This window comes from Vreelandella andesensis (assembly GCF_003989795.1).
In the GTDB taxonomy this organism is placed as follows: domain Bacteria; phylum Pseudomonadota; class Gammaproteobacteria; order Pseudomonadales; family Halomonadaceae; genus Vreelandella; species Vreelandella andesensis.
Window position 1 is genome coordinate 1 of sequence record NZ_RZHG01000030.1, and the last position, 22,257, is coordinate 22,257.

18 protein-coding genes are annotated in these 22,257 nt (G+C 51.4%); 11 read left to right on the plus strand and 7 right to left on the minus strand.

Translation table 11 applies throughout. The features are described 5' to 3' along the window. The 5 genes from ELY33_RS15975 to ELY33_RS15995 all read left to right on the plus strand — a co-directional run. Positions 1 to 917 (plus strand): 2-oxo acid dehydrogenase subunit E2 (locus ELY33_RS15975; RefSeq protein WP_208644252.1); only part of this gene is annotated, 917 nt, incomplete at its 5' end. A 246-nt stretch (positions 918 to 1,163) separates the two neighbouring features. Next, entirely contained in the window at positions 1,164 to 1,817 is a 654-nt protein-coding gene (gene adk, locus ELY33_RS15980) for an adenylate kinase (RefSeq protein WP_126948904.1), read from the plus strand. Positions 1,818 to 1,926: 109 nt separating this feature from the next. After that, positions 1,927 to 2,628, plus strand: a complete 702-nt coding sequence (gene tsaB, locus ELY33_RS15985) for a tRNA (adenosine(37)-N6)-threonylcarbamoyltransferase complex dimerization subunit type 1 TsaB (protein ID WP_126948905.1) — start codon at positions 1,927 to 1,929, stop codon at positions 2,626 to 2,628. Next, positions 2,625 to 3,344, plus strand: coding sequence for a class I SAM-dependent methyltransferase (locus ELY33_RS15990; protein ID WP_126948906.1), 720 nt, complete (start codon positions 2,625 to 2,627; stop codon positions 3,342 to 3,344). Before tsaB ends, ELY33_RS15990 begins: the two co-directional genes overlap by 4 nt. 27 nt (positions 3,345 to 3,371) lie before the next feature. Continuing rightward, positions 3,372 to 4,493 (plus strand): phospholipase D-like domain-containing protein, encoded by a 1,122-nt coding sequence (locus ELY33_RS15995; RefSeq protein WP_126948907.1) that lies wholly within the window; start codon positions 3,372 to 3,374, stop codon positions 4,491 to 4,493. 18 nt (positions 4,494 to 4,511) lie between these two features. Here the strand turns inward: ELY33_RS15995 and ELY33_RS16000 are convergent, their stop codons facing one another. Continuing rightward, the gene (locus ELY33_RS16000; protein WP_126948908.1) at positions 4,512 to 5,201 is read right to left on the minus strand and encodes a YecA/YgfB family protein; all 690 of its coding nucleotides are present in this window, start codon (positions 5,199 to 5,201) and stop codon (positions 4,512 to 4,514) included. Between the two features lie 89 nt (positions 5,202 to 5,290). Between ELY33_RS16000 and ELY33_RS16005 the strand changes: the two genes are divergently transcribed. The 3 genes from ELY33_RS16005 (at position 5,291) to ELY33_RS16015 (ending at position 8,890) form a co-directional block, all read left to right on the plus strand. Then, positions 5,291 to 5,839, plus strand: coding sequence for a SprT family zinc-dependent metalloprotease (locus ELY33_RS16005; RefSeq protein WP_126948909.1), 549 nt, complete (start codon positions 5,291 to 5,293; stop codon positions 5,837 to 5,839). A 167-nt stretch (positions 5,840 to 6,006) separates the two neighbouring features. After that, positions 6,007 to 7,956 (plus strand): acetate--CoA ligase, encoded by a 1,950-nt coding sequence (gene acs / locus ELY33_RS16010; RefSeq protein WP_126948910.1) that lies wholly within the window; start codon positions 6,007 to 6,009, stop codon positions 7,954 to 7,956. 271 nt (positions 7,957 to 8,227) lie between these two features. Then, on the plus strand, positions 8,228 to 8,890 hold the full coding sequence (locus ELY33_RS16015) for a response regulator (RefSeq protein WP_126948911.1): 663 nt from the start codon (positions 8,228 to 8,230) through the stop codon (positions 8,888 to 8,890). A 143-nt stretch (positions 8,891 to 9,033) separates the two neighbouring features. Here ELY33_RS16015 and ELY33_RS16020 read toward each other — a convergent pair whose 3' ends face one another. From ELY33_RS16020 to ELY33_RS16035, 4 genes are all read right to left on the minus strand, one after another. After that, complete coding sequence (locus tag ELY33_RS16020) at positions 9,034 to 12,975, minus strand: NahK/ErcS family hybrid sensor histidine kinase/response regulator (RefSeq protein ID WP_126948912.1); 3,942 nt, start codon at positions 12,973 to 12,975, stop codon at positions 9,034 to 9,036. Between the two features lie 130 nt (positions 12,976 to 13,105). After that, complete coding sequence (locus tag ELY33_RS16025; RefSeq protein WP_126948913.1) at positions 13,106 to 13,636, minus strand: hypothetical protein; 531 nt, start codon at positions 13,634 to 13,636, stop codon at positions 13,106 to 13,108. Positions 13,637 to 13,741: 105 nt separating this feature from the next. Continuing rightward, a complete protein-coding gene (locus ELY33_RS16030; protein WP_126948914.1) occupies positions 13,742 to 15,523 on the minus strand; it encodes a sodium:solute symporter family protein in 1,782 nt (593 codons plus the stop codon). 6 nt (positions 15,524 to 15,529) lie between these two features. Beyond that, complete coding sequence (locus tag ELY33_RS16035; protein ID WP_009721290.1) at positions 15,530 to 15,790, minus strand: DUF4212 domain-containing protein; 261 nt, start codon at positions 15,788 to 15,790, stop codon at positions 15,530 to 15,532. Positions 15,791 to 16,384: 594 nt separating this feature from the next. On the opposite strand from ELY33_RS16035, the gene ELY33_RS16040 reads away from it, so the two are divergent. The 3 genes from ELY33_RS16040 (at position 16,385) to ttcA (ending at position 19,904) form a co-directional block, all read left to right on the plus strand. Then, entirely contained in the window at positions 16,385 to 18,202 is a 1,818-nt protein-coding gene (locus tag ELY33_RS16040) for a putative nucleotidyltransferase substrate binding domain-containing protein (RefSeq protein WP_126948915.1), read from the plus strand. Positions 18,203 to 18,207: 5 nt separating this feature from the next. After that, entirely contained in the window at positions 18,208 to 18,852 is a 645-nt protein-coding gene (locus ELY33_RS16045) for a 3'-5' exonuclease family protein (protein WP_126949140.1), read from the plus strand. A 110-nt stretch (positions 18,853 to 18,962) separates the two neighbouring features. Then, on the plus strand, positions 18,963 to 19,904 hold the full coding sequence (gene ttcA / locus ELY33_RS16050) for a tRNA 2-thiocytidine(32) synthetase TtcA (RefSeq protein WP_422822298.1): 942 nt from the start codon (positions 18,963 to 18,965) through the stop codon (positions 19,902 to 19,904). On the opposite strand, the gene fnr is transcribed toward ttcA, so the two are convergent. Together fnr and hemN are read right to left on the minus strand one after the other, a co-directional pair. Beyond that, positions 19,891 to 20,643: a fumarate/nitrate reduction transcriptional regulator Fnr gene (gene fnr, locus ELY33_RS16055; protein WP_126948916.1), complete on the minus strand. Its 753-nt coding sequence runs from the start codon at positions 20,641 to 20,643 to the stop codon at positions 19,891 to 19,893. The genes ttcA and fnr overlap by 14 nt on opposite strands. Positions 20,644 to 20,702: 59 nt before the next feature. Further along, positions 20,703 to 22,130: an oxygen-independent coproporphyrinogen III oxidase gene (gene hemN, locus ELY33_RS16060; RefSeq protein ID WP_126948917.1), complete on the minus strand. Its 1,428-nt coding sequence runs from the start codon at positions 22,128 to 22,130 to the stop codon at positions 20,703 to 20,705. Between the last annotated feature and the right edge of the window lie 127 nt (positions 22,131 to 22,257).

The following is a 22,257-nucleotide window of genomic DNA, read 5'->3' on the forward strand; positions in this document are numbered from 1 at the left end:
TACATGCAGGCCCTGCGGTACGCATGTTGGCTCGTGAACTTGGCGTTGACCTTGGCCTTGTTAAGCCTAGCGGCCCGAAAGACCGTGTGCTGAAAGAAGATGTGCAAGCCTATGTGAAGCAGGCCATTGCTAACCAGGGTAAAGCACAAACCGCGGCTGCCCCTGCGGCGAGTGGGGGGGCGGGCATTCCTGCGATACCAGAGGTCGATTTCAGCCAGTTTGGTGAGATCGAAGAGAAGCCGATGGGCCGCCTGCTCAAAATGGGCGCAACTAATCTGCATCGTAGCTGGCTCAACGTGCCCCACGTGACGCAGTTTGACGAAGCCGATATCACCGAGCTTGAGAGCTTCCGCAAAGCTATGAAGGCCGAGGTCGAAGCCCAAGGGGCCAAGCTGACACCATTGCCGTTCATGGTTAAGGCCTGCGCCTTTGCACTGCGCAAGTTCCCTCAGTTCAACGTCAGCCTGAAGGGCGACGGCGAAACGCTGGTGTGGAAAAACTATGTGCACATTGGGATTGCCGTGGATACGCCGGATGGTTTGATGGTGCCGGTGGTGCGTAACGCCGATAAAAAATCCTTGATTGAGATTGCTAAGGAGATGGCGGAGCTAGGTAAAAAAGCGCAAACCAAGAAGCTAAAGCGTGATGAAATGACCGGTGGCTGCTTTACCATTACGAGCCTTGGCTCAATTGGTGGTACGGCGTTTACGCCAATCGTTAACGCGCCAGAAGTGGCGATCCTGGGGGTGTCGAAAGCGCAGATGAAACCGGTGTGGGATGGCAGTACTTTCCAGCCGCGTTTGATGATGCCGCTGTCGCTCTCCTACGACCACCGTGCGATTAACGGTGCGGATGCCGCTCGCTTTACGGCCTTCCTGGCTGATTTGCTGACGGATATTCGACGGTTACTGCTGTAATCGCTTCTGAGTAAGCCACAAGCGGCGCCCATTGGGCGCCGTTTGTGTATGTAGCGACACTGGAAATGGGCATCAAAGGGGTGACCAAAGTACAAGGAGCAGCCACTTTGCTGTTTTTGCTTGAAAAAATACTAAAAAATCGCGCTCTCAGGCTTTTGGGGAGTTGTGTCGTCTGAGCGGCACGGTTATTGTCGGTTCATTGTTTTAAACTGACGACATCTAAATTAACATTCAAGGAGCAGTGCCATGCGTTTAATCCTGTTGGGTGCCCCCGGCGCGGGGAAGGGGACTCAAGCTCAGTTCATTTGTGAGCAGTTTAAGATTCCTCAAATTTCCACCGGGGATATGTTGCGCGCGGCCATTAAGGACGGCACAGAGCTGGGGCTCAAAGTAAAAGAGATTATGAATAGTGGTGGTTTGGTATCCGACGATATCATCATCGATCTCGTTAAAGAGCGCATCAGCCAGCCTGACTGTGATAATGGGTTCTTATTTGATGGCTTCCCTCGCACAATCCCGCAAGCCGATGCAATGAAGGAAGGCGGTGTTAAGTTGGATCACGTGCTGGAAATTGCCGTACCTGATGAAGAAATTGTTAGTCGCCTCGCTGGTCGTCGCGTGCACCCGGCGTCTGGGCGTGTTTACCATGTTGACCATAATCCGCCCAAAGAGATGGGCAAAGATGACGTGACGGGGGAAGCACTGATTCAGCGTGAAGATGATCAAGAGTCTACCGTACGTAACCGCCTGTCGGTTTATCACGATCAAACCGCTCCGCTGGTCGATTATTACCAGCAGTGGGCGAAAGAAGATCCCGACACCGCGCCTCACTATCACCGTGTCGAGGGCGTTGGCAGCGTCGCTGATATCACACGGCAAGTAAAAGAAGCGCTTTGCTAAGCACTGATTGTTGATGAATCATACGATGGCCCGCAGGTAACCTGCGGGCCATCGTCGTCTGAGCCTCGTAAAGGTATAATGGCTGTCTATTTTACGGAGTGCAAAACCGATGTCATCGTTACACCTCCTTGCACTAGATGCGTCGTCTAGTGCTTGTTCAGCGGCTTTATTACGCCAACAAGGTGGCCAGCGCGAATGCCTGGCGCGCTTTGAAATGACACCGCGAGCTCACACACGACGCTTAATGCCAATGGTGGATGACATTCTCGCTGAGGCAAATATTTCGGTTAAGCAGCTAGATGCGGTCGCGTTTGGGCGTGGTCCCGGTTCTTTCACCGGTTTGCGTATCGCTGCTGGTGCAGCGCAAGGTTTAGCGTTTGGGCTGGATTGTCCATTGCTGGGTATTTCTACCTTGGAAGCGCTCGCGCTTCAGGCCCACCGTCGCTACCATTTCCGCCATGTAGTGACCGCGTTAGATGCTCGTATGGGCGAAATTTATGCGGCTACCTGGCACTGTTTAAACGACACGCTCAGCTTGCAAAGTAATGAAGTGGTAGTCGCACCCGCTCATTTTTACTTACCCGCCAAGGAAGCCGACTGGGTAGGCGTGGGATCAGGGTTTACGCGTTGGGATGATTTTACATTAAGCGTACAAACCAATATGTCTCAGCATCTCACTGATCTTGAACCGCGGGCAGAGGAGATGGCGTGGCTCGCCGCGCGTGATTTTGAAGCGGGCTTAGGTCAGGCAGCCCATGAAGCACAGCCGGTTTACCTACGAAACGACGTTGCTTGGAAAAAGCCGGCATGAGCCAAATAGCAAGCCCAGAGGCACTTGTGTTGCCCTCGGGATTGGCGCTTAGCTACGTGGATGGCCAATTAGCGCTGTCAGGGGATGAGCGCCAATATGGAAAACCGCTTAGCGTGGATTTTGCCGCTGGTAAAATGGCTCACCGTCGTCATTTTGGCGGCGGTCGTGGGCAGTTGGTGGCAAAAGCCTGTGGGCTTGCTAAAGGCATCACGCCCAACGTTGTGGATGCCACGGCTGGTTTGGGGAGGGATGCGTTTGTATTAGCAAGCCTGGGCGCACACGTATTATTAATTGAGCGTGTCGCGGCGATTGCCGCGCTGCTTCAAGATGGCCTCGCTCGTGCTGCAACAATAGACGCAACGGCGGAAATTGCGTCGCGAATGACGCTTCGCCATGGCGATGCAACCCAGCAGCTTGCTGTTCTTGTGGCAAATGTGGGCTTTGCCCCTGACGTGATTCACCTTGATCCGATGTTTCCACATCGCGAAAAATCGGCATTGGTCAAAAAAGAGATGCGCTTGTTTCGCGAGCTTGCGGGGGATGACGATGATGCACCGCGCCTGTTAGAAGCCGCGCTAGATGTGGCGACGCATCGAGTGGTGGTCAAGCGTCCCCGCAAAGCACCTCCCATCGTTGGGCCTGCGCCGCAGCATACATTAGAGGGTAAAACGAGCCGTTACGATCTATACGTGCATCGTTCATTGTCTCGCCGCTGAATTGTTTTAATAGGAGAGGGAGTCTCTATGCAGCACGTTTGGCGAGAAGGAAACCGCATTACGCTGTTGCCGGAAGCCGCGCAATTTTTGCCAGCCATGTTTGACGCGGTTAACCAAGCGCAGCACTACGTGTTGGTAGAGCTTTACTTGATGGCGTCAGGTGAGCTGGCCAACCAGGTGAGTGATGCGCTGATCGACGCTGCCGAACGCGGTGTGACGGTGTTTCTGTTGCTCGACGGCTATGGTTCTATGGGATTGGAGCGTCGTGACCGCGCACGCCTAGAACAAGCCGGCGTAGCGTTGCGGTTCTTCAACCCCATTGGTTTTCACTCTCTGGCTCGCAACCTAAGTCGTGACCACCGCAAAATTGTTGTCGTGGATGGAGACGTTGCCTTTACCGGCGGCTTTGGCGCAGTGGATGAGTTTCTGGACGCATGGTATGAAATTGCGCTGCGCATAGAAGGCCCAGTGGTGGCTGACTGGGAAGGGCTTTTTCGTCGTTTGTGGCATTCCCGGCTAACTCGGCAAGCAAACGATGGGCAGGTTCACCTAGCATTGCCAACACAGCGCTCAGCAGCACATTATGCTGACGGCTTACGCGGCCGTGTGATATCAGCCAAGGGGTATCGATACCAAGCGATTCGACACTCGCTTTACGCGCGGGTGAATCAGGCAAACAAGCGGCTTTGGCTATGCACGCCTTATTTTGTGCCAACGTTCACACTGCGCCGGCGCCTTATTCGCGCGGCGCGGCGCGGCGTGGATGTTTGTCTTCTGTTGCCGGGGAGTAAACATGACCACCCAGGTGTGCGCTATGCAGGGCAACGGTTTTACCAGGCGTTGTTAAAAGCCGGTGTGCGTATTTTTGAGTTCCAGCCCACGTTTATCCATGCCAAATTTGTGTTAATAGATAATTGGGTCAGCATAGGCTCCTGCAATTTTGATCATTGGAACCTGCACTGGAACCTGGAGGCTAACCAAGAAATAGAAAGCCAAGCCTTCGCCAATCAGGTTCAGGCGCTGTTTGAGCGTAACTTTGCCGCCAGCCAAGAAGTCGATCCCACCGCCTGGGCCGCGCGTCCTTGGGGGCAGCGAGCCCGAGAGTGGCTCTATGGGGTAGTCGATGGTTTTGTCACCCGCCTTAAATAATGGGCGGCTGAAAGCTGGCTATCTACGCTTTTTACCTTTGGCCGGCGATTTCTTGCGCGGCTTGGGTTTTGGTGTTTCGGGTGGCACGCGGTAATGGAGATAAAGATCCAGCACTAATTCTGGCAGTTGAGTAACAAAGGATTCCTGGCTTGCCTGATCCTGAGCCATTTCTGCCATTTCGGGCTCATCATCAAACAGACCTGAGAGCGACATAAAGGGCAATAGTAGCGTGGCGGCAGAGGCTTCGTCATCCTGGAACCATGCACTTTCATCGCTAAAGACACCTTCCATAAAGCCCGCGCACCAGTCGCCGATGGGCGTTTCTTCAGCGGGGATGCCATCTAGCGTTAGTTCGAAGGGCAACTCTGGTAAACCACCTTGTTCAAGTACCGCGACTGCATTATCGCGGAGTAGTGTAAGCAGTTGGACAATCTCGTCCCGTTCAGCATCATCATGATAGTTTGGTTCCCCCTGGAATAGCTCAGCTAGCCATTGACTGGTGGGTAATTCGCTAGGGGCGACCGCCAATGCCACTAAAAAGCCATGGGCAGAAATAAGATCCAACGCATCTTCGCCCACTTGCTCAGAGTCGAGGAAGTCATCCAATCTATCAAGTTGCTCGTCGTCAAGTAGTGGCTGAGGCGGGGTGGTAGTGGGCGACGTTGTTGTGGGCGACGTTGTTGTGGGCACATTATTACGCTCTGCCATGAGGGGCCTCATCATAAAATCGTCTTTGAGAAAAAGATGTTGATCGGCAACAATCGTTGTCACCATCACTGCTGGCTAGTTTATCACTAATGAAGACGTTACCACTGCCCCCGTGGCCTGCTGAAAAACTTGCGGCGCTTTCTTCGCAGGCGCTTATGCATGCTGTGCGACAAAGAGCTGATGAGGCGTTAAAGCGCTGCCGAACAGTCTATCCTTCGTTGCCTGCGCCAGAAGTGTGGTTCGATCTAAAAGGGGCATCGGCAGGGCAGGCCCATTTAGGCCGTGGCGGGCTGCGTTTTAACCCTGTTTTGCTAAGCAATAATCGCCAGGCATTTTTTGATGAGGTGATTCCTCATGAAATGGCCCATTGGCTGGTGTTTCATTTAGCCAATGGATCGCGTTTCAAGCCGCATGGTCGTGAATGGCAAACCGTCATGCGTGACTTGTTTGGCATTGCTCCAAAAGTGACGCACCGCTTTGATGTTCAAGATGCTCAGTCGCGTCCATACTATTATCAATGCGGTTGCCAAATGCATCGGTTTACCGCTAGACGTCATTCTTTAGTGGTAAAGGGGCATCGTTACCGGTGTCGCCATTGTGATCAGACCTTGGTCTACAGTGCTTTTGGAAAACGTTGAAAGTGTTTTAACTTATTGTTTTAAATATTAAAAATGTTAATACCAATGTCTAAAGGGAAGCCGGCGTCGGGAGGTTTATGCTAGATAAATATTAAGCGGGTCGGTGCACTAACAATAATACCGACGCCATTTCCAGAGAGTGCATTTTCACGGACAGAGGCAACTTCATGAGCGAGCATAAAAACGTCTATCCAGTGCGCGATAGTATCGCTGCCAGTGCATGGGCTGATAAAGATAAATATGCGGCAATGTATCAACAGTCCATGGACGACCCGGAAAGTTTTTGGGCAGAGCAGGCAAAGCGTCTTGATTGGATCAAGGCCCCAACCAAGATTAAAAACACCTCTTTCGCACGAGATAATGTTGATATCCGCTGGTTTGAAGATGGTCAGTTAAACGTTAGCGCCAACTGCCTTGACCGTCACTTGGAGAAGCGCGGCGATCAAACGGCGATTATCTGGGAAGGTGACAACCCTAACGATTCAAAACACATTACTTATCGTGAGCTTTATGAGCGGACTAACCAGCTGGCCAATGGGCTGAAGTCGCTGGGCGTTAAGAAAGGCGATACAGTGACGATGTATATGCCGATGATTCCCGAAGCAGCGATGGCCATGTTGGCGTGTGCTCGTATTGGTGCAGTGCACTCTGTTGTGTTTGGCGGTTTTTCGCCGGATGCGGTAGCCCAGCGAGTGATTGGTGCTGATTCTAAATTAGTTATTACGGCCGATGAGTCGGTGCGTGGTGGTAAACACGTTCCCCTTAAAGAGAACGTTGACTCGGCTCTAACGCGTGATGGCACGGACGTTTGTAAAAACGTGTTGGTAGTGAAGCGCACCGGCGGTGACATTGAATGGCAGGAAGGGCGCGACATCTGGTTTGATGACTTGGTAGATAAGCAATCTAGTGAGTGTCCAGCCGAAACCATGAATGCCGAAGACCCGCTGTTTATTCTTTACACCTCTGGCTCCACCGGCGCGCCTAAGGGCTTAGAGCATACGACGGGCGGCTACCTGACCTACGCGGCAATGACTCACCAGTACGTTTTCGACTACCAAGAGGGCGAAGTTTACTGGTGTACAGCTGACGTAGGCTGGGTGACAGGCCACAGCTATATCGTTTATGGACCGCTTGCCAATGGTGCAACCACGCTAATGTTTGAAGGCGTGCCGAGCTATCCGAGCCATGGCCGGATGGGTGAGATTGTTGATAAACATCAGGTCAATATTCTTTATACCGCGCCTACCGCTGTTCGTGCATTAATGGCGCATGGCGATAACGTGATGGATTCTAGTAAGCGTGAATCACTTCGCTTGCTGGGCTCTGTTGGCGAACCCATCAATCCAGAAGCCTGGGAATGGTTCTACCGCATCATCGGTAATGAACAATGCCCTATTGTAGATACGTGGTGGCAAACCGAAACGGGCGGCATCATGATTGCGCCGCTACCCGGTGCCACTGATCTAAAACCAGGCTCTGCCACAACGCCTTTCTTTGGTGTTAATCCCGCGCTGGTAGATAATGAAGGCAACATGCTAGAAGGCGCTGCCGAAGGTAACTTGGTTATTCTTGATTCCTGGCCAGGCCAAGCGCGCTCCATTTGGGGTGACCACGAGCGCTTTGTGCAAACGTACTTCTCAACCTACAGCGGCATGTACTTCACAGGAGATGGCTGCCGCCGGGATGAGGATGGCTACTACTGGATTACAGGGCGTGTAGACGACGTACTTAACGTCTCAGGCCACCGCATGGGGACAGCTGAAATCGAATCGTCTCTGGTCGCCCATTCAGCCGTTGCAGAGGCAGCCGTTGTTGGCTTTCCGCACGATATTAAGGGCCAAGGTATTTACATCTATGTAACCCTTAATGATGGTATTGATCCGACGGATGAACTGAAGAAAGAACTGACGCAGTGGGTGCGTAAAGATATTGGCCCGATTGCTTCCCCGGACGTGATTCAGTGGGCCCCCGGCCTGCCAAAAACGCGTTCTGGCAAAATTATGCGCCGTATTCTACGTAAAATTGCTGCTAACGAATGTGATGGCCTGGGCGATACCAGCACGCTGGCGGATCCGTCAGTAGTTGATGAACTTATAGAGCATCGTGTTAATCAATAATGTTTTATGCCTCAATTGATAGTTGCATAGGGCATATTTCGATGACGCATGTCATTCATTTACTATGTTAAATAGTGCAAACTAAGCGTATGCGTTGCAGTGCCGGCCATGGAGCCGGCACTGTCATTTATGTTTGGATGACGTATAGATGACAAATTGTGCATGTGGTGCTTGGGAATGACGAAGCCCATGGGGTACCATGCTTTAACCGTATGAGCCTAGCGTCGCGGCGGTAGCCAACCCCGCTGCTCAAGGAACCGGAGGAATATCCATGGCAGTAGCCCATAAGTTTATCGTCGCAGACGACCATCCACTGTTTCGTGCAGCGCTTACACAGGCGTTGCGACAGTTAGCCCCCCAGGCTGAAATTGTCGAAGCCGACACTATGGAAGCTACCACTGAGGTTGTTAATCGACACCCTGATGCCGATTTGATTCTGCTAGATCTACATATGCCCGGAGCGCATGGCTTCTCGGGTTTGATCCAATTACGTGGCCAAATGCCCGATATTCCGGTTGCGGTTGTCTCAGGCAGTGACGAGCCTTATGTTGTGCGTCGTGCAATTGATTACGGCGCATCAGGCTTTATTCCTAAATCTTCCTCGCTACAGTTGATTGCTGAAGCGGTGGGGGAAATCCTGCAAGGGGAAGTCTGGCTGCCAGAAGCGTTGGCGAACGTATTGGATGAAACAAGCGAAGAAGAGTCGCGTTTTGCGGAGGCCATTGCCTCACTGACGCCGCAGCAGTTTCGTGTACTTAATATGCTGACGGAAGGCTTGTTGAATAAGCAGATTGCCTATGAACTTAGCGTTTCAGAAGCGACTATTAAAGCCCACGTGACGGCTATTCTGCGCAAACTGGGCGTGCACTCGCGCACTCAGGCAGTTATTGCCGCGCAAAAGCTAGAAGTAGAGCCACCCAAGGTTGGATCTTAATTACTGTTGTTCGATCTTAACTACCGTTGTTTGATCTTAACTACCGTTCCATCGCAAAGCGCCGCCCCTAGAACAATCCGCCCCCAGGATAACCCAGGGGCGGCGCTTGTATTTGCGCTGTTTTTTTATTTTTTGAAAGCCCGCTAAGTGTCGGCACGGCTGGCTTGAAGCGTGCGGGTTAAAAGCGCACGCAGCGCGGCAGGTTTGACGGGTTTAAGCAGCAATTGATAACCCGCACGTTTGATTTCTTCTGCCACCGCTTCCGTCCGGTCGGCGGTAATCACAATGCCTGGCACGGCGCCCTCAAGGCGCTCACTGAGAGCTTCGAGGGCCATAAGGCCCGTGACTTCGTTGTCCAGGTGGTAGTCTGCCAAAATAGCATCGGGATCGCCGTCCATATTACGCAAAATCGATTTTGCACCGCCGATGCTGGTCGCTGTGAACACCTCGCAACCCCAGCCGCTTAGCATGGCCGTCATGCCTTCTAAAATGAGCGTTTCGTTATCGATGCACACAATGCGGGTGCCTGCTAGCTTGTTTCCACTGCGCCGGTTCTGAGGTTCTTGATCCGCTACGGTCATCTCACGTGGGGCAACCGTGGGCACGCTAACGCAAAACGCCGTTCCCACACCTACCCAGGAGCGAACCTTAATGGGGTGGTCAAGTACACGGCTCATGCGATCGGCGATTGAAAGCCCTAAGCCGAGACCTTTCTCGCTCTCTTTATGGCGGGAGACCTGATCGAGACGGCGAAACTCTTGGAAAATTTCCGTTAGCTTTGATTCAGGAATGCCAGGTCCGCTATCCCATACCTCAATAGAAAGCCGTCCATTTTGGCGGCGGCAGCCTAGTAGCACGCGACCTTCTTGGGTATAGCGGATCGCATTGGAAAGAAAGTTTTGTACAATCCGGCGAAGCATCTGTGGGTCGGAGTCTACCCATTGCTGCGTCGGCACAACGACGAGATCCAGCCCGCGGTCATCGGCCATTACTTCAAATTCGGCACGTAGAGGGTGAATAATATCCGCTAGTGCAAAATGGCTGCGTCGAGGTGTGAGGGCACCTGCATCAAGCTTTGAAATATCTAGCAGGGTGCCGAGCAGCTCTTCAGCGGCCTGAAGTGAGTTATCAATATGGCTGATGATACGTTGGGTATCGCTTGCAGTGACGTTCTGCATTAAGGCGGAGGTAAATAACCGAGCTGCGTTCAGCGGCTGTAACAAGTCGTGGCTGGCGGCAGCCAGAAAACGCGTTTTCGAAGCATTAGCATCTTCAGCCAACTGTTTCGCTTGGCGCAGTGCTTGCTCGGCTTCGGCGCGCACCCGGTTTTCCTGTCGCAGCGCCGCGTTAGCCTCAGAAAGTGCTTGTGTGCGCTCACGTACGCGCTCCTCAAGGGTTTCGTTGGTTTCTTTCAAGGCAATTTCAGCTTGGCGGCGCTCGGTAATATCTTGATAAAGCGCGAAGAAGCCTAAAATTGATTGGCTATCGCCAAAGTGGGGTGTATAGGTGACCAACATATAGCGCATCGCGTCGTTAACACGCATCGAGACTTCAAAACTTACCCGTTCTCCTGTCAAGGTTCGCTTGACCCACGGCATACGCTCTTCAGCTTTTTTCACCGGTAAGACGTCTTCGTATCGCCGCCCAATCACGGCATTGCGATCTATGTCGAAAGCTTGTTCGTAAGCGCGGTTGGTGAACAGGTAACGACACTCTTTATCAAAGTAAGCAATCAGCGCTGGCACATTGTCTGTGTAAATACGGATGTTGTTTTCAGAGCGAATCAGCGCCTCTTCGATACGCTTTTGCTGAGTAATATCCTGGTAGGTATAGACAAAACCACCACCAGGCATAGGGTTGCCCTGAACTTCTAGTACGCTGCCGTCTTGGCGATAGCGCACGTAGCGATGGGGCTGGCCTTCACGAATATTGTCCAGTAGAAGTTGGACGTGCTCTTCGGGATCGCCTGGGCCGTACTCGCCGTTATGAGCGTTGTAGCGGAAAATACGGTCCATCGGTGCACCTACCCGAATCAAATGATCAGGAAAGCGGAACAGCTCTAAATAACGTTGGTTCCAAACTACCAAGCGCAAGTTCTGGTCAACCACGCTAATGCCCTGATTGATGTTTTCAATGGTGGCTTGCAGAAGCGCTCGATTGAACTCTAAGACTTGAGAGGCTTCATCAACGATAGAGATGACATCTGAAATGCCAATGCCGCGTCCCTGAAGTGCCGAGTTAACCACTATCCGTGCAGATGATGCGCCGAGTACTGAGGCCAGAAGGCGCTCTGTAAACTGGATAACGTCGATAGACGCTCGCGAGCTATCTTCCATGGGTTTGCCTGCGCGGCGGGCGTAATCTTCAAATGCTCGGTTCACTTGGCTTGCACCCAAAAAGCGCTCACAAAGCACTTTAAGGTCACCAACAGTTGTGGCGCCGGTCCATGGGCGGTTTATGGATGTTTGGCGAGTTTCAACGCTATCAACAAACAGCGAGGCCTGAATACGTTCGACGACTCGCTGAGACGTTACCTGAGAGACAAAGATATAGCAGAATAAGTTGATGCCCAGCGACAGCATCACACCGTGGGTAAAGGGGTCTCCAAGATTTAAGCCAAATAGCGTGGTGGGCGATAGCCAGTTAAGCCCGAGAGGGCCGCCCGCTAGCCACGTTTGAGGAAGCACACCTGCACTGATCATGGCGGGCATTAATAGGCTGTATGCCCAAATCGCAAAGCCTGCGTTCATGCCAACGATAACACCAAGACGGTTACCACGTTTCCAATACAGTCCGCCGATGAGCGCGGGGGCAAACTGTGCGGCGGCCGCAAAAGAGAGCATGCCAATCGAAGCCAGCGAGGTGAATTCGCCAATCAGTTGGTAGAACCCATAGGCCATTGCTAAGACAGCGACAATGGTAAGGCGGCGTGCACGTAGTACCAAACGGCCATAGTCGCGGGCTTTGGTATCAAACCAGCGCAGCCTAAATAGTGCCGGAATCACAATTTCATTCGAAATCATGATGGAAACCGCCACTGCCGCCACAATCACCATGCCTGTTGCGGCAGAAAACCCACCAATAAAGGTTAATAGGGTCAGCCACTGCTGGCCGGAGGCCATCGAAAGCGCAAGCACGTAAGTATCAGGCTCAACCCCACTTTCAGAAAATAGCAGTAGACCCGCCGCCGCCAAGGGCACAACAAAAAAGGCGACCGCAAGTAGATAAAGAGGAAATAACCAGCGTGCTTTCGTAGCGTCGTCTGGGTGGATATTTTCCACTACTGCCACATGAAACTGGCGTGGCAAACAAAGTATCGCAAGCATAGCAAGCAGCGTTTGTGCCCAGAAGCTTTGGCCAAAATCTTGATTGGCTAGCTGGCGTTGCAACTCCAGCTGACTTTCGGCGTGGCCCATCAATTCGCCAAGACCATCAAACATACCCCAGGTAACAAAAGCCCCAAGGACAACAAAAGCCAGCAGTTTTACCAAGGATTCAAACGCTACCGCGTGAATGAGGCCTTCGTGGTGCTCTGTGGCATCGGTGTGGCGGGTACCAAAAAGAATAGCGAAGATTGCCATGACAATAGCGACATAAAACGCCGTGTCGCCAAACAGCGGCGTATGAGTCATATCCGTTGCGTCGGTAAGAACGCTGAAGGTGGTGGACACCGCTTTTAACTGCAAGGCGATGTAAGGCAAGGTGCCAATAAGGGCGACCAAGCTGGCAAATGCTGCAAGGGATTGGGTTTTGCCGTAGCGGGAAGCAATGAAGTCAGCGATAGACGTGACGTTTTGGTGTTTGGCAACGCGAATCATTTTAGTGAGAACGGGCCAAAACAGTAAAAACGTCAAGATCGGACCGACAAAGATGCTGGCAAATGACCAGCCAGCTGTAGCTGCTTGGCCTACCGCGCCGTAAAACGTCCACGAGGTGCAGTAAATTGCCAATGCCAAACTGTAGATGACTGGCCGTCGGCGGCTAGCGCCGTGAGTACGTGCACGGCGATCACCGAACCAGGCAATGCCAAACAACACCGCAATGTAAAGCAGTGATACCGCAACCAGCAGACCGCCGTGAAACATGTCGTCTCCCCACATTGAAGGCTTCGCCTAGCGACTATCTACCAATGACTGTTTACTAATGACTATCTACTAGCGACTATCTATTAGCGACCGTCTAATTGAAGGCCTCATTCTAGGCGAAAGAGGGGCTTTACGTCTGCTGCTCGGCGGCAAGTTGGCAAACGGTTGTTAATAACGGGGCGGTTTCCCGTAACGTGCGGCGCTCGCTTAATTCGGCGTCGCCAGTCTCAGTATTCAGGGGTACTAATTCGCGATGAGTGCAGTTCAATACATAAGGCTGAGTGGTCAGCACATCGGTATGGTGTCGTTCAAATTGATAGAGAATAAACTCAGCAATTAACTCATCGCCAAGGCGGCGTGCGCGTACATTATCGCTATCAACGATGCTGAATTTGGTTGTCATTGGGTACGCAAAAGTCCACGGCCGCCACACGGCGCTAGACGTATCGCTGGAAATCACGATGGCGGTTTCCGGCAGTTGAGTTTGTTTGTGATCAAACCAAGCGTACTCCACCTGAATTTGATACCCCAGCATGCCCAAGCCACCAAAGACAGGCACAATCCATTTGGGCAGCCGTTTACGGCTAAGCGTTCTAAGTAATAAGCCTATCCCTGCGGCGGCAAGCCCCGCAAATACAGCGGCAATTAGATGCCAAATCATAAAATATCCTTTCTAAATGACATCGGGCTCCCCTAAGGAAGCCCGATGATAAGTATCGATTCCGAATCTAATGGCCGTGTGCCAAAGAGAGGAGCCGATTATGACTTAGTGATCGACCGCTAGACCAGCACCTTTCGGGTAGCGAACGCTTTCTACTAGATCTTGAATTTCCTGCGGAGGCTCTTCCGTTGCGCTAGAGACAGCAAAGGCAATCGCGAAGTTGAGCATTGCACCGATTGCACCAAAGGAGAGTGGTGAAATGCCCAGGATCCAATTATCTGGGGTGTTAGCCAGCATGTTGGTTTCGGGGACGAAGAACCAGCCGAGATAGGTGAAGATGTAAAGCAGGGTGGAGATCAGGCCTGCCAGCATGCCGCAAATGGCGCCTTTGCTGTTCATGCGCTTGGAGAAAATACCCATCATAAGCGCTGGGAACAGTGAGGCACCGGCAATACCAAAGGCAAGTGCAACGGTTTGCGCTGCGAACCCTGGCGGATTGAGCCCGAGGAAGGTAGCTAGAAGGATTGCGCCGCCCATTGATATCCGTGCTGCCAGCATTTCACTCTTTTCAGAGATCTTCGGGTTGATCATTGTTTTGATCAAGTCGTGACTAATGGCTGACGAGATAGCCAACAGCAGACCCGCCGCCGTTGAGAGTGCCGCAGCAATACCGCCTGCTGCAATAAGACCGATAACCCAGCCAGGCAAGTTGGCAATTTCAGGATTCGCCAGTACGAGAATGTCATTATTAACGGTCAGTTCGTTACCTTCCCAGCCGCGATCTGAATAGTCGACAGCATCATTGTACATTTGGACGCGGCCATCATTATTGAGATCGTTGAAGGCGATAAGCCCTGTTTCTTCCCACGTTCGTACCCACTCAGGGCGATCTTCGTAGAGAATCGGGTTGGTGGCGGCTTCTTCGTAGTTTTCCACTTGCCCTGCCATATCGGGGTATACGGTGGTAGCCAAGTTCAGGCGCGCCATGGAACCAACCGCTGGTGCGGTTAGGTATAACAGTGCAATGAACACCAGTGCCCAGCCAGCAGACCAACGTGCATCGGCAACTTTCGGTACAGTGAAAAAGCGGATAATGACATGCGGTAAGCCTGCAGTACCGACCATCAGCGATAGGGTAAATAGCACCATATTCAGCTTATTATCGACGTCCGCAGTATAGTCACGGAAACCAAGCGCATTAACGACTTCGTCCAACTTGGTCAGTAGCGGAATGCCGGACTCAGTATGGGTACTGAACATGCCGAACATCGGAATCGGGTTGCCGGTAAGCTGCATGGCAATGAACACTGCCGGGATAGTATAGGCGATGATAAGCACCACATACTGAGCAACCTGTGTGTAGGTAATGCCTTTCATGCCGCCGAAAACGGCATACAGGAAAACAATCAACGCTGCGATCCAGATGCCCCAGGTGTTGCTGACTTCCAAAAAGCGTGAGAAGGCAACGCCCGCACCGGTCATCTGACCGATAACGTAAGTAACAGAAGCAATGATCAAACACACAATCGCGACGAAGCGCGCTGTGTTGCTGTAGAAGCGGTCACCAATAAAGTCGGGCACTGTGAACTTGCCAAACTTACGCAGATAAGGCGCTAGCAGCATTGCCAATATGACGTAGCCGCCGGTCCAGCCCATCAAGAAGGTGGAGTTCGCATATCCGCCGGACGCTAGTAGGCCGGCCATTGAAATAAACGATGCGGCTGACATCCAGTCAGCGGCAGTGGCCATACCGTTGGTGATAGGGTGAACGCCACCACCGGCGACGTAGAAGTCTTTGGTCGACCCGGCGCGTGCCCATATCGCAATCCCGATATAGAGCGCAAACGATGCGCCGACAAACAATAAGTTAATTGCAAATTGGCTCATACTGGCTTACTCCCCAAGGCCGAATTTTGCATCGAGCTTGTTCATTCTCCAGGCATAGAAGAAGATCAGCACGATGAAAGTGAGGATGGAGCCCTGCTGAGCGAACCAAAAGCCCAAGTCAGTCCCACCAACGGGAATGCCCGCTAATAGCGGACGAAAAAGGATGGCACATCCATAAGAAACGAACGCCCAAACGACCAAGCATCCAAAAATTAATCGGACGTTGGCTTTCCAGTATTCAGCAGCGTTGGATTTGTCATCTGCCATTGTGGTGCTCTCCAGTTGTGATTTTTAGGGTTGGAAAGTTAACTCAGGATAGCGTGTGATCCATCAGGGCAACCCTTCATAGAAAAACGCTCTTTAAGTTGTCTACGATGATTTAGTGCGATTAGACCCACTACCATGTTAATTAAGTTGCTCTACTGATTAATGGATCGGCAAGGTTTTATTCAGTGTCTTGATAAGTGTTTAACAAGTGTCACATGAATACCCTGTTTAGCCAGTGTTAATAGTGAGCAATAATCGCTAAAAATAGATCCCAGACTTTGGTATCAATAAGCTTTCAGAACGCATTGTGATGTTTGTTTCAGAAAATAACTACTTGTTTTTGAACTTTTTTGCACATTTATATCTATATGATAGGACGATAGTCTATGGGTCGCTTAAAAGCAATGTTTGCTACGTTTAGCGAGTGGTATATTAAACGGCTAAGTTGGCAAGTCAATGTCGCTACTTTGGTCGCTAAACAAACGTCGTTACGACGTTAGCGGTATAGCAAAAGGTATTATAAAATACGTTGGTTAAAAAACAATCAAACCAAAAGCCATTCATGTTCTTTATCGCGATTAAGTGGGGTTACTCATGATTGACGTTGATCTTTCCCAGTTGCCTTTCACATTAATTGATGATGAAGGACGCGACCACGTACGCCGCGGTATGGATATCGCCTATTTTGATCGTGATGAAATTATTATCGAGATGGGACAGGTGGGTGAGTCGGTATTTTTAATTCATAAAGGGGAAGTTGCTGAGCTGGATCCTACCTTACCAGCGTCTAGCGCGCGGATTGGGCACTACACGGCTGGTGATCTGTTTGGTGCTATTAGCATTCTAAATGGTAAGAGTCGTTACCGATTCCAAGCCGAGCAAGAATGCTTGTGTTATGTGATGCCTAAAGCGCTATTTACAAAGCTATGCCGCCACCATCCTGACTTCGAAAATTTTTTTAAACAGTCGCTATCGCACAAAGCGCGTTTGATGACTGAAAAACGTGCCGAAGGCGGCGTGACCATGGCCGGCTTTATGTTGGCTAAAGTCAGCGAATGCATGCGCGAACCTCTTATCATGGACGCGTCGACAGATATTGCTAGCGCGGTGCGTCAGCTCAACGATAGCCATGCAGACAGCCTGTTGGTCAAAACCCAGAGCGAATTTGGCATTGTCACTAAAACAGATTTGCTTAATGGCATCGTGCTGAATAACTACGAACATAGCTCGCCCGTTGTAGACGTGGCCCATTTCTCACTGGTGACCGTTACCCCGAATCAATACCTGTTCGAAGCGCTGGTGTTGATGACGCGACATAAAGTAACGCGCGTAGTAGTCATGGAGCAGGGGGAATTGAAAGGGGTGGTAGAGCTGACGGATGTGCTTAGCTATTTTTCAAGCCGTAGCTATGTCGTTAGCTTACAAGTAGAGCAGGCCAATAGCTTAGATGCATTGGCGGCTGCCAGCCAGCGTACGCCAGAGTTGGTCAATGCGCTGATGGCGCAAGGAGTCAAGCTACGTTTTGCCATGGACCTGTTGGCGGCCTTGAATGGCCGAATCATTAACAAAGCGTGGTCATTTGTCATTCCTGAGCAGTACCACGCCCAAAGCTGCCTCATGGTCATGGGGAGTGAGGGCCGAGGTGAACAAATTCTGAAGACAGATCAGGATAATGGTCTGATTTTAGCCGATGATAGCGAATGGCCTTCGCTTGCCGACGATATGAATGCGTTAACCCAAACGCTGATTCAGCTCGGTTACCCACCATGCCCAGGTAATATCATGGTGTCTAACCCTGAATGGGTTGGCACCGTGTCGCAATGGAAAAACAACATTGCCAAATGGGTAAGTGCACGAGATGGCGATAGCCTAATGAAGCTGGCAATTTTGCTGGATGCCCACGGGGTGGCTGGTAATCCACAATTACTAGATAGCGTGCGCGCGGCGCTGTTTGAACGTTGTTCCCGGGATGAGTTGCTGCTGTCATATTTTGCTCGCGCTGCGCTGCGTTTCTCAACGCCGCTGACGCTATTTGGCTCTTTAAAAAAGCCTCAGCACGGCATTGATATCAAAAAAGGCGGTATTTTTCCCATTGTTCATGGGGTGCGCACAATGGCGCTCGAACGACGAATTAACGCCACATCTACCTTGGACCGTTTGGACGCTCTGGCAGAAGATGGCCGTCTTGATCGCCGTTTTGCTGACGATTTGGGCGAAGCGCTGTCGCTGTTTACCGAACTACGTTTAAAGCAGCAGCTTCAGTCAGCGGAAGCGTCAACTGAGCAGCGTAGTAACCGCGTGGTGGTGCAAGAACTCTCGTCCCTTGAACGGGATTTATTGCGTGAGGCGCTGCACATTGTAAAAGATTTCAAACAACGGCTCTCCCATCGTTATCATTTGGAGTATTCGTGAGTGGAATGCGCTTGCTAGATCGGCATATGTCACTGCTTAGTGGCTCGCTACGTACGTTAATGCAGCGCGAAAGCGACCGCCGACGCTGGGCAGATTCCCCCTATGCATGGCTTTTTCAGCCCTATATGGGGGAGGAAATGGTGGCGCTTGCCTGTCAGGTTAGCCCCGGACAATCGCCAGTGGTCAGCGTAGCTGCAGTTATCTTAAGCCCAGGTAAAGTGCATACCAGCCGAGCCTGGGTAGCTACCCTAGCAAGAGAGCAAAACAACCATGGCCCCACGCTGCGGCGGCATCACCAGCTGTATGCGACGAACACAGTGCTGGCGCCTAACGCTGAGCATCTTGGCGCGCTGGTGGAGTTCATCGGTAATAGGCCGCTCATTGGCTGGCAGTTAGGTCGTTCGATGGAACAGCTTAATCACTTGTTTAAAGCTGGATTGGGCTTTGGTTTGCCCAATGCCCAAGTCGATGTTGGAAAATTGCACTATCGTCAGTTGCGGCGCTTACATCCCCAGTGTGAGACGAATGGGCGCTTAACAGAAGCACTCGCACGTTGGCAAATGCCAGCCCTCCAATGGATGGGAGTGCTAGGGGATGCAACCGCAAGCGCACTTTTGTATCTGCGTTTGCAGCGTGAGATCGCCCAGTAGGCGTAGTGTTACGACCCACATACGATGAATCCGCGGGTTTATCTTGGGTGGATGTGGCGAGTATTGTTAGAATGCCCGCTGCTTCTTCTACCATCGGCAGTACCTACACCATGCTACAACCTGATTATTTTGATCCCGCTGCGTCCGATACCGTTTCTGGTACTAGCTCTTCTGTTACTAGCTCTTCTGTCGCTAGCGCACAGACACAGTCTGAGCATCACAACGCTAAACAGAAGCGTGAATTTAATAAGTTACAAAAGCGCTTACGGCGAGATGTCGGCAACGCCATCATTGATTATCAAATGATTGGCGAAGGCGACAAGGTAATGGTGTGTCTGTCTGGCGGAAAAGACAGCTATACAATGCTGGAGATACTGCTTAACTTGCAGCGCAATGCGCCGGTTAAGTTTTCGCTGGTTGCTGTCAATATGGATCAGAAACAGCCAGGTTTTCCTGAGCATGTACTGCCTCAGTATCTAGATAAAGTGGGTGTTGAGTACCATATCCTAGAACGTGACACCTATTCTGTGGTGAAAGAGAAAACGCCTGAGGGGAAAACCACCTGTGCACTCTGCTCACGACTAAGACGTGGCTCGCTGTATGGCTTTGCTGAGGAAATTGGGGCGACAAAAATTGCCTTAGGACATCACCGTGAAGATATCTTAGAAACGCTATTTCTCAACATGTTCTTTGGCGGCACCCTGAAAGCAATGCCTCCTAAGCTCTTATCTGATGATGGTAAGAATATAGTGATTCGCCCCCTTGCCTATTGCAAAGAGGCTGACATTACAGAATTTTCTCGTTTAATGGAATTTCCTATTATTCCCTGCAATTTATGCGGCTCTCAGCCCAATCTCCAGCGACAAATCGTTAAAGATATGCTGGCTGAATGGGATAAAAAACACCCAGGACGTCTAGAAAGCATGTTCAAGGCGATGACCAATGTCGCGCCTTCACAGCTAGCAGACCGCCGTTTATTTGACTTTGCGGGTCTTGAAGCCAAACAGGCGGCGTTAATGGAAGGGCGTATTCATGCGCTTACCGTGGACTAGCCGACTGTTCTTCCTCTTCAGCTAAGGTGATGAGGCGTCGCATATCTAAGACATTAACCTCGCGACCTGAAACAGCGACTACATCCTGCTGTTGAAAGCGGCTAAGAATACGGCTGACTGTTTCTACCGCCAAGCCTAGGTAATTGCCAATGTCTGCGCGGGACATGGAGAGCCTGAAGCTGTAAGGGGAGTACCCACGTCGACGAAAACGGTCTGAGAGCGTTACTAAAAAGCTCGCCAGCCGCTGGTCTGCTGTTTTGCGTGATAGCAAACGCATCATCCGGCGGTCATCCCGCAACTCTTTGCTCATACTCCGGTACAGCTGGCCACGTAGCTCGGGCAGCTCCTCGGAAAGCATGTCCAGGCGGTCAAACGGAATTTCGCACACCGTGGTGGTTTCCAACGCAATTACGCTACCGGGATAGCGCTCTTCATCAATTCCGTCCAACCCCACCAGTTCGCTAGGAAGATAGAAATTTGTCAGTTGATCATTACCGTTACCTTCGCTGGTCACCTGTTTCAGGCTGCCTGAGCGAACGGCGTACACGCTGGTAAAGCGATCGCCTTGGCGAAACAGCGGCTCCCCTTTTTTGAGCGGTGCGCGGCGCCGGATAATAGCGTCAAACTGGCTCATATCTTCAAGTTCTAAAGCGAGCGGTAGGCACAGCGAGCTTAGGCTACAGGTCTGGCAGCGCGCCTCTTGCAGCAGTGAACGTCGTTGGCTGACGGGGTGTGGCATATTATTCTCCGTGTATCGTTAGCCATCTTAGGCCCAGGGGGCAAGACGTCTCAAAAAGCTTATACAATCTTAGAGTAGTGCTGAGTAGGCTGATCCGCTAGGCGAGCATCAAAGGCCATTGCTAGGTGGCGAATAAGTAGCCGCCCAGTGGGGGTTACATTAACCACATGCTGATGGCGAGTGATTAAGCCGTCCTGTTCGGCATTACGCAATCGCTCAAGCGCAGTGGAAAAATAGATATCCGCATCGATCTGCCAACGTTTTCCAATAGCCGCTAGATCAATATGCATGTCGCACATTAGCCGTTCAATAACCTCTCTTCGTATTAGGTCATCCTTATTTAACCTTAATCCTTTAACGGTTGCTAGCCTACCTTTATCTAAGGCCGCTTCATATTGGTCAAGTCTAGTCGGGTTTTGTGCATAAACGTCGTTAACCCGTGAAATGGCGGATACGCCTAACCCAACTAAATCGCACTGCGCGTGGCTAGAATAGCCCTGAAAATTGCGCTGCAAGGTGCCGTTGCGCTGGGCAATCGCTAAGCTATCGTCAGGACGCGCAAAGTGATCCATGCCGATATGCACATAGCCTGCGTTAGTTAGCATCTCAATGGTGGTATGCAAGATAGCCAACTTTTCATCGGCGCTGGGCAGGTCTGCCTCGTTAATGCGTCGCTGAGGAGCAAAGCGGGTGGGCATATGTGCATAATTAAATACGGACAGCCGCGCTGGATTTAGCTCGATAACCTGGCTCAACGTCTCAGCGAAACTTTTTTCCGTTTGAAATGGCAATCCATAAATTAAATCAAGATTGAGTGAGCGAAAGCCAAGCCGGTGTGCTTCTTCCATTAACGTTTCGGTGAGTACTCGTGGCTGCACGCGGTTGACGGCTTTTTGTACCTGGGGGTTTAAATCCTGTATCCCAAGACTTAGCCGGTTAAACCCGAGTGACTGCAGGTGCCGTAAGGTGAAAACGTCCGCTTCGCGGGGATCTATTTCGATGGCGTAATCGCGATCCGCTGAGTCAGATAAACCAAAACGGGCATCTAAGCGATCAATCAGATCTCCCATTTGTGCCAAGGTAAGAAACGTGGGCGTGCCGCCGCCCCAGTGTAGCTGTTGCACCGGGCGTGAAGTGTCTAAATGGCGGGCAGTGAGCACCATTTCTCGATCTAGTCGAGAAAGGTAAGGTTCTGCAAGCGCAGTATTTTTTGTCGCGATCTTATTACAAGCGCAGTAAAAACAAATTTTTTGACAAAAGGGTACGTGTACATACAGTGATAGCGGTCGGTGGCTTTCATTACTGCGCACTAGTGCTTGGGTGAAGTCATCGGGGCTAAACTGCTCATGAAATGCGAGCGCCGTTGGATAAGACGTGTAGCGCGGTCCGCTTTTATCGTAGCGGCGTAGTAGTGCTTCATCCCAGGTATTGGCCCTAGGCACGTCAGTGTGGGTAGGTGAGAGGGCGGCAGTGGGATGAACGAGCATGGCGAGCGCTCCGAAGTGAAAAGTAAACAAAAGGAGTGACTGAGCGCAGACGCTCAGCGTTCTCTTTGCATGTTACTTCGGTGTTACTTGGAAAGCGTTGAGCTATATCAAGCTAGAGACGGATCCG

Bases quoted from the DNA above. Each gene is read 5' to 3' on its own strand.
- ELY33_RS16005 (WP_126948909.1), top strand. From the start codon at position 5,291: ATGAAGACGTTACCACTGCCCCCGTGGCCTGCTGAAAAACTTGCGGCG.
- ELY33_RS15995 (WP_126948907.1), top strand. From the start codon at position 3,372: ATGCAGCACGTTTGGCGAGAAGGAAACCGCATTACGCTGTTGCCGGAA.
- tsaB (WP_126948905.1), top strand. From the start codon at position 1,927: ATGTCATCGTTACACCTCCTTGCACTAGATGCGTCGTCTAGTGCTTGT.
- ELY33_RS16030 (WP_126948914.1), bottom strand. From the start codon at position 15,523: ATGAGCCAATTTGCAATTAACTTATTGTTTGTCGGCGCATCGTTTGCG.
- fnr (WP_126948916.1), bottom strand. From the start codon at position 20,643: ATGCCACACCCCGTCAGCCAACGACGTTCACTGCTGCAAGAGGCGCGC.
- ELY33_RS16015 (WP_126948911.1), top strand. From the start codon at position 8,228: ATGGCAGTAGCCCATAAGTTTATCGTCGCAGACGACCATCCACTGTTT.
- ELY33_RS16020 (WP_126948912.1), bottom strand. From the start codon at position 12,975: ATGTTTCACGGCGGTCTGCTGGTTGCGGTATCACTGCTTTACATTGCG.
- adk (WP_126948904.1), top strand. From the start codon at position 1,164: ATGCGTTTAATCCTGTTGGGTGCCCCCGGCGCGGGGAAGGGGACTCAA.
- ttcA (WP_422822298.1), top strand. From the start codon at position 18,963: ATGCTACAACCTGATTATTTTGATCCCGCTGCGTCCGATACCGTTTCT.
- hemN (WP_126948917.1), bottom strand. From the start codon at position 22,130: ATGCTCGTTCATCCCACTGCCGCCCTCTCACCTACCCACACTGACGTG.
- ELY33_RS15990 (WP_126948906.1), top strand. From the start codon at position 2,625: ATGAGCCAAATAGCAAGCCCAGAGGCACTTGTGTTGCCCTCGGGATTG.
- ELY33_RS16045 (WP_126949140.1), top strand. From the start codon at position 18,208: ATGCGCTTGCTAGATCGGCATATGTCACTGCTTAGTGGCTCGCTACGT.
- ELY33_RS16000 (WP_126948908.1), bottom strand. From the start codon at position 5,201: ATGGCAGAGCGTAATAATGTGCCCACAACAACGTCGCCCACAACAACG.
- ELY33_RS16040 (WP_126948915.1), top strand. From the start codon at position 16,385: ATGATTGACGTTGATCTTTCCCAGTTGCCTTTCACATTAATTGATGAT.
- acs (WP_126948910.1), top strand. From the start codon at position 6,007: ATGAGCGAGCATAAAAACGTCTATCCAGTGCGCGATAGTATCGCTGCC.
- ELY33_RS16025 (WP_126948913.1), bottom strand. From the start codon at position 13,636: ATGATTTGGCATCTAATTGCCGCTGTATTTGCGGGGCTTGCCGCCGCA.
- ELY33_RS16035 (WP_009721290.1), bottom strand. From the start codon at position 15,790: ATGGCAGATGACAAATCCAACGCTGCTGAATACTGGAAAGCCAACGTC.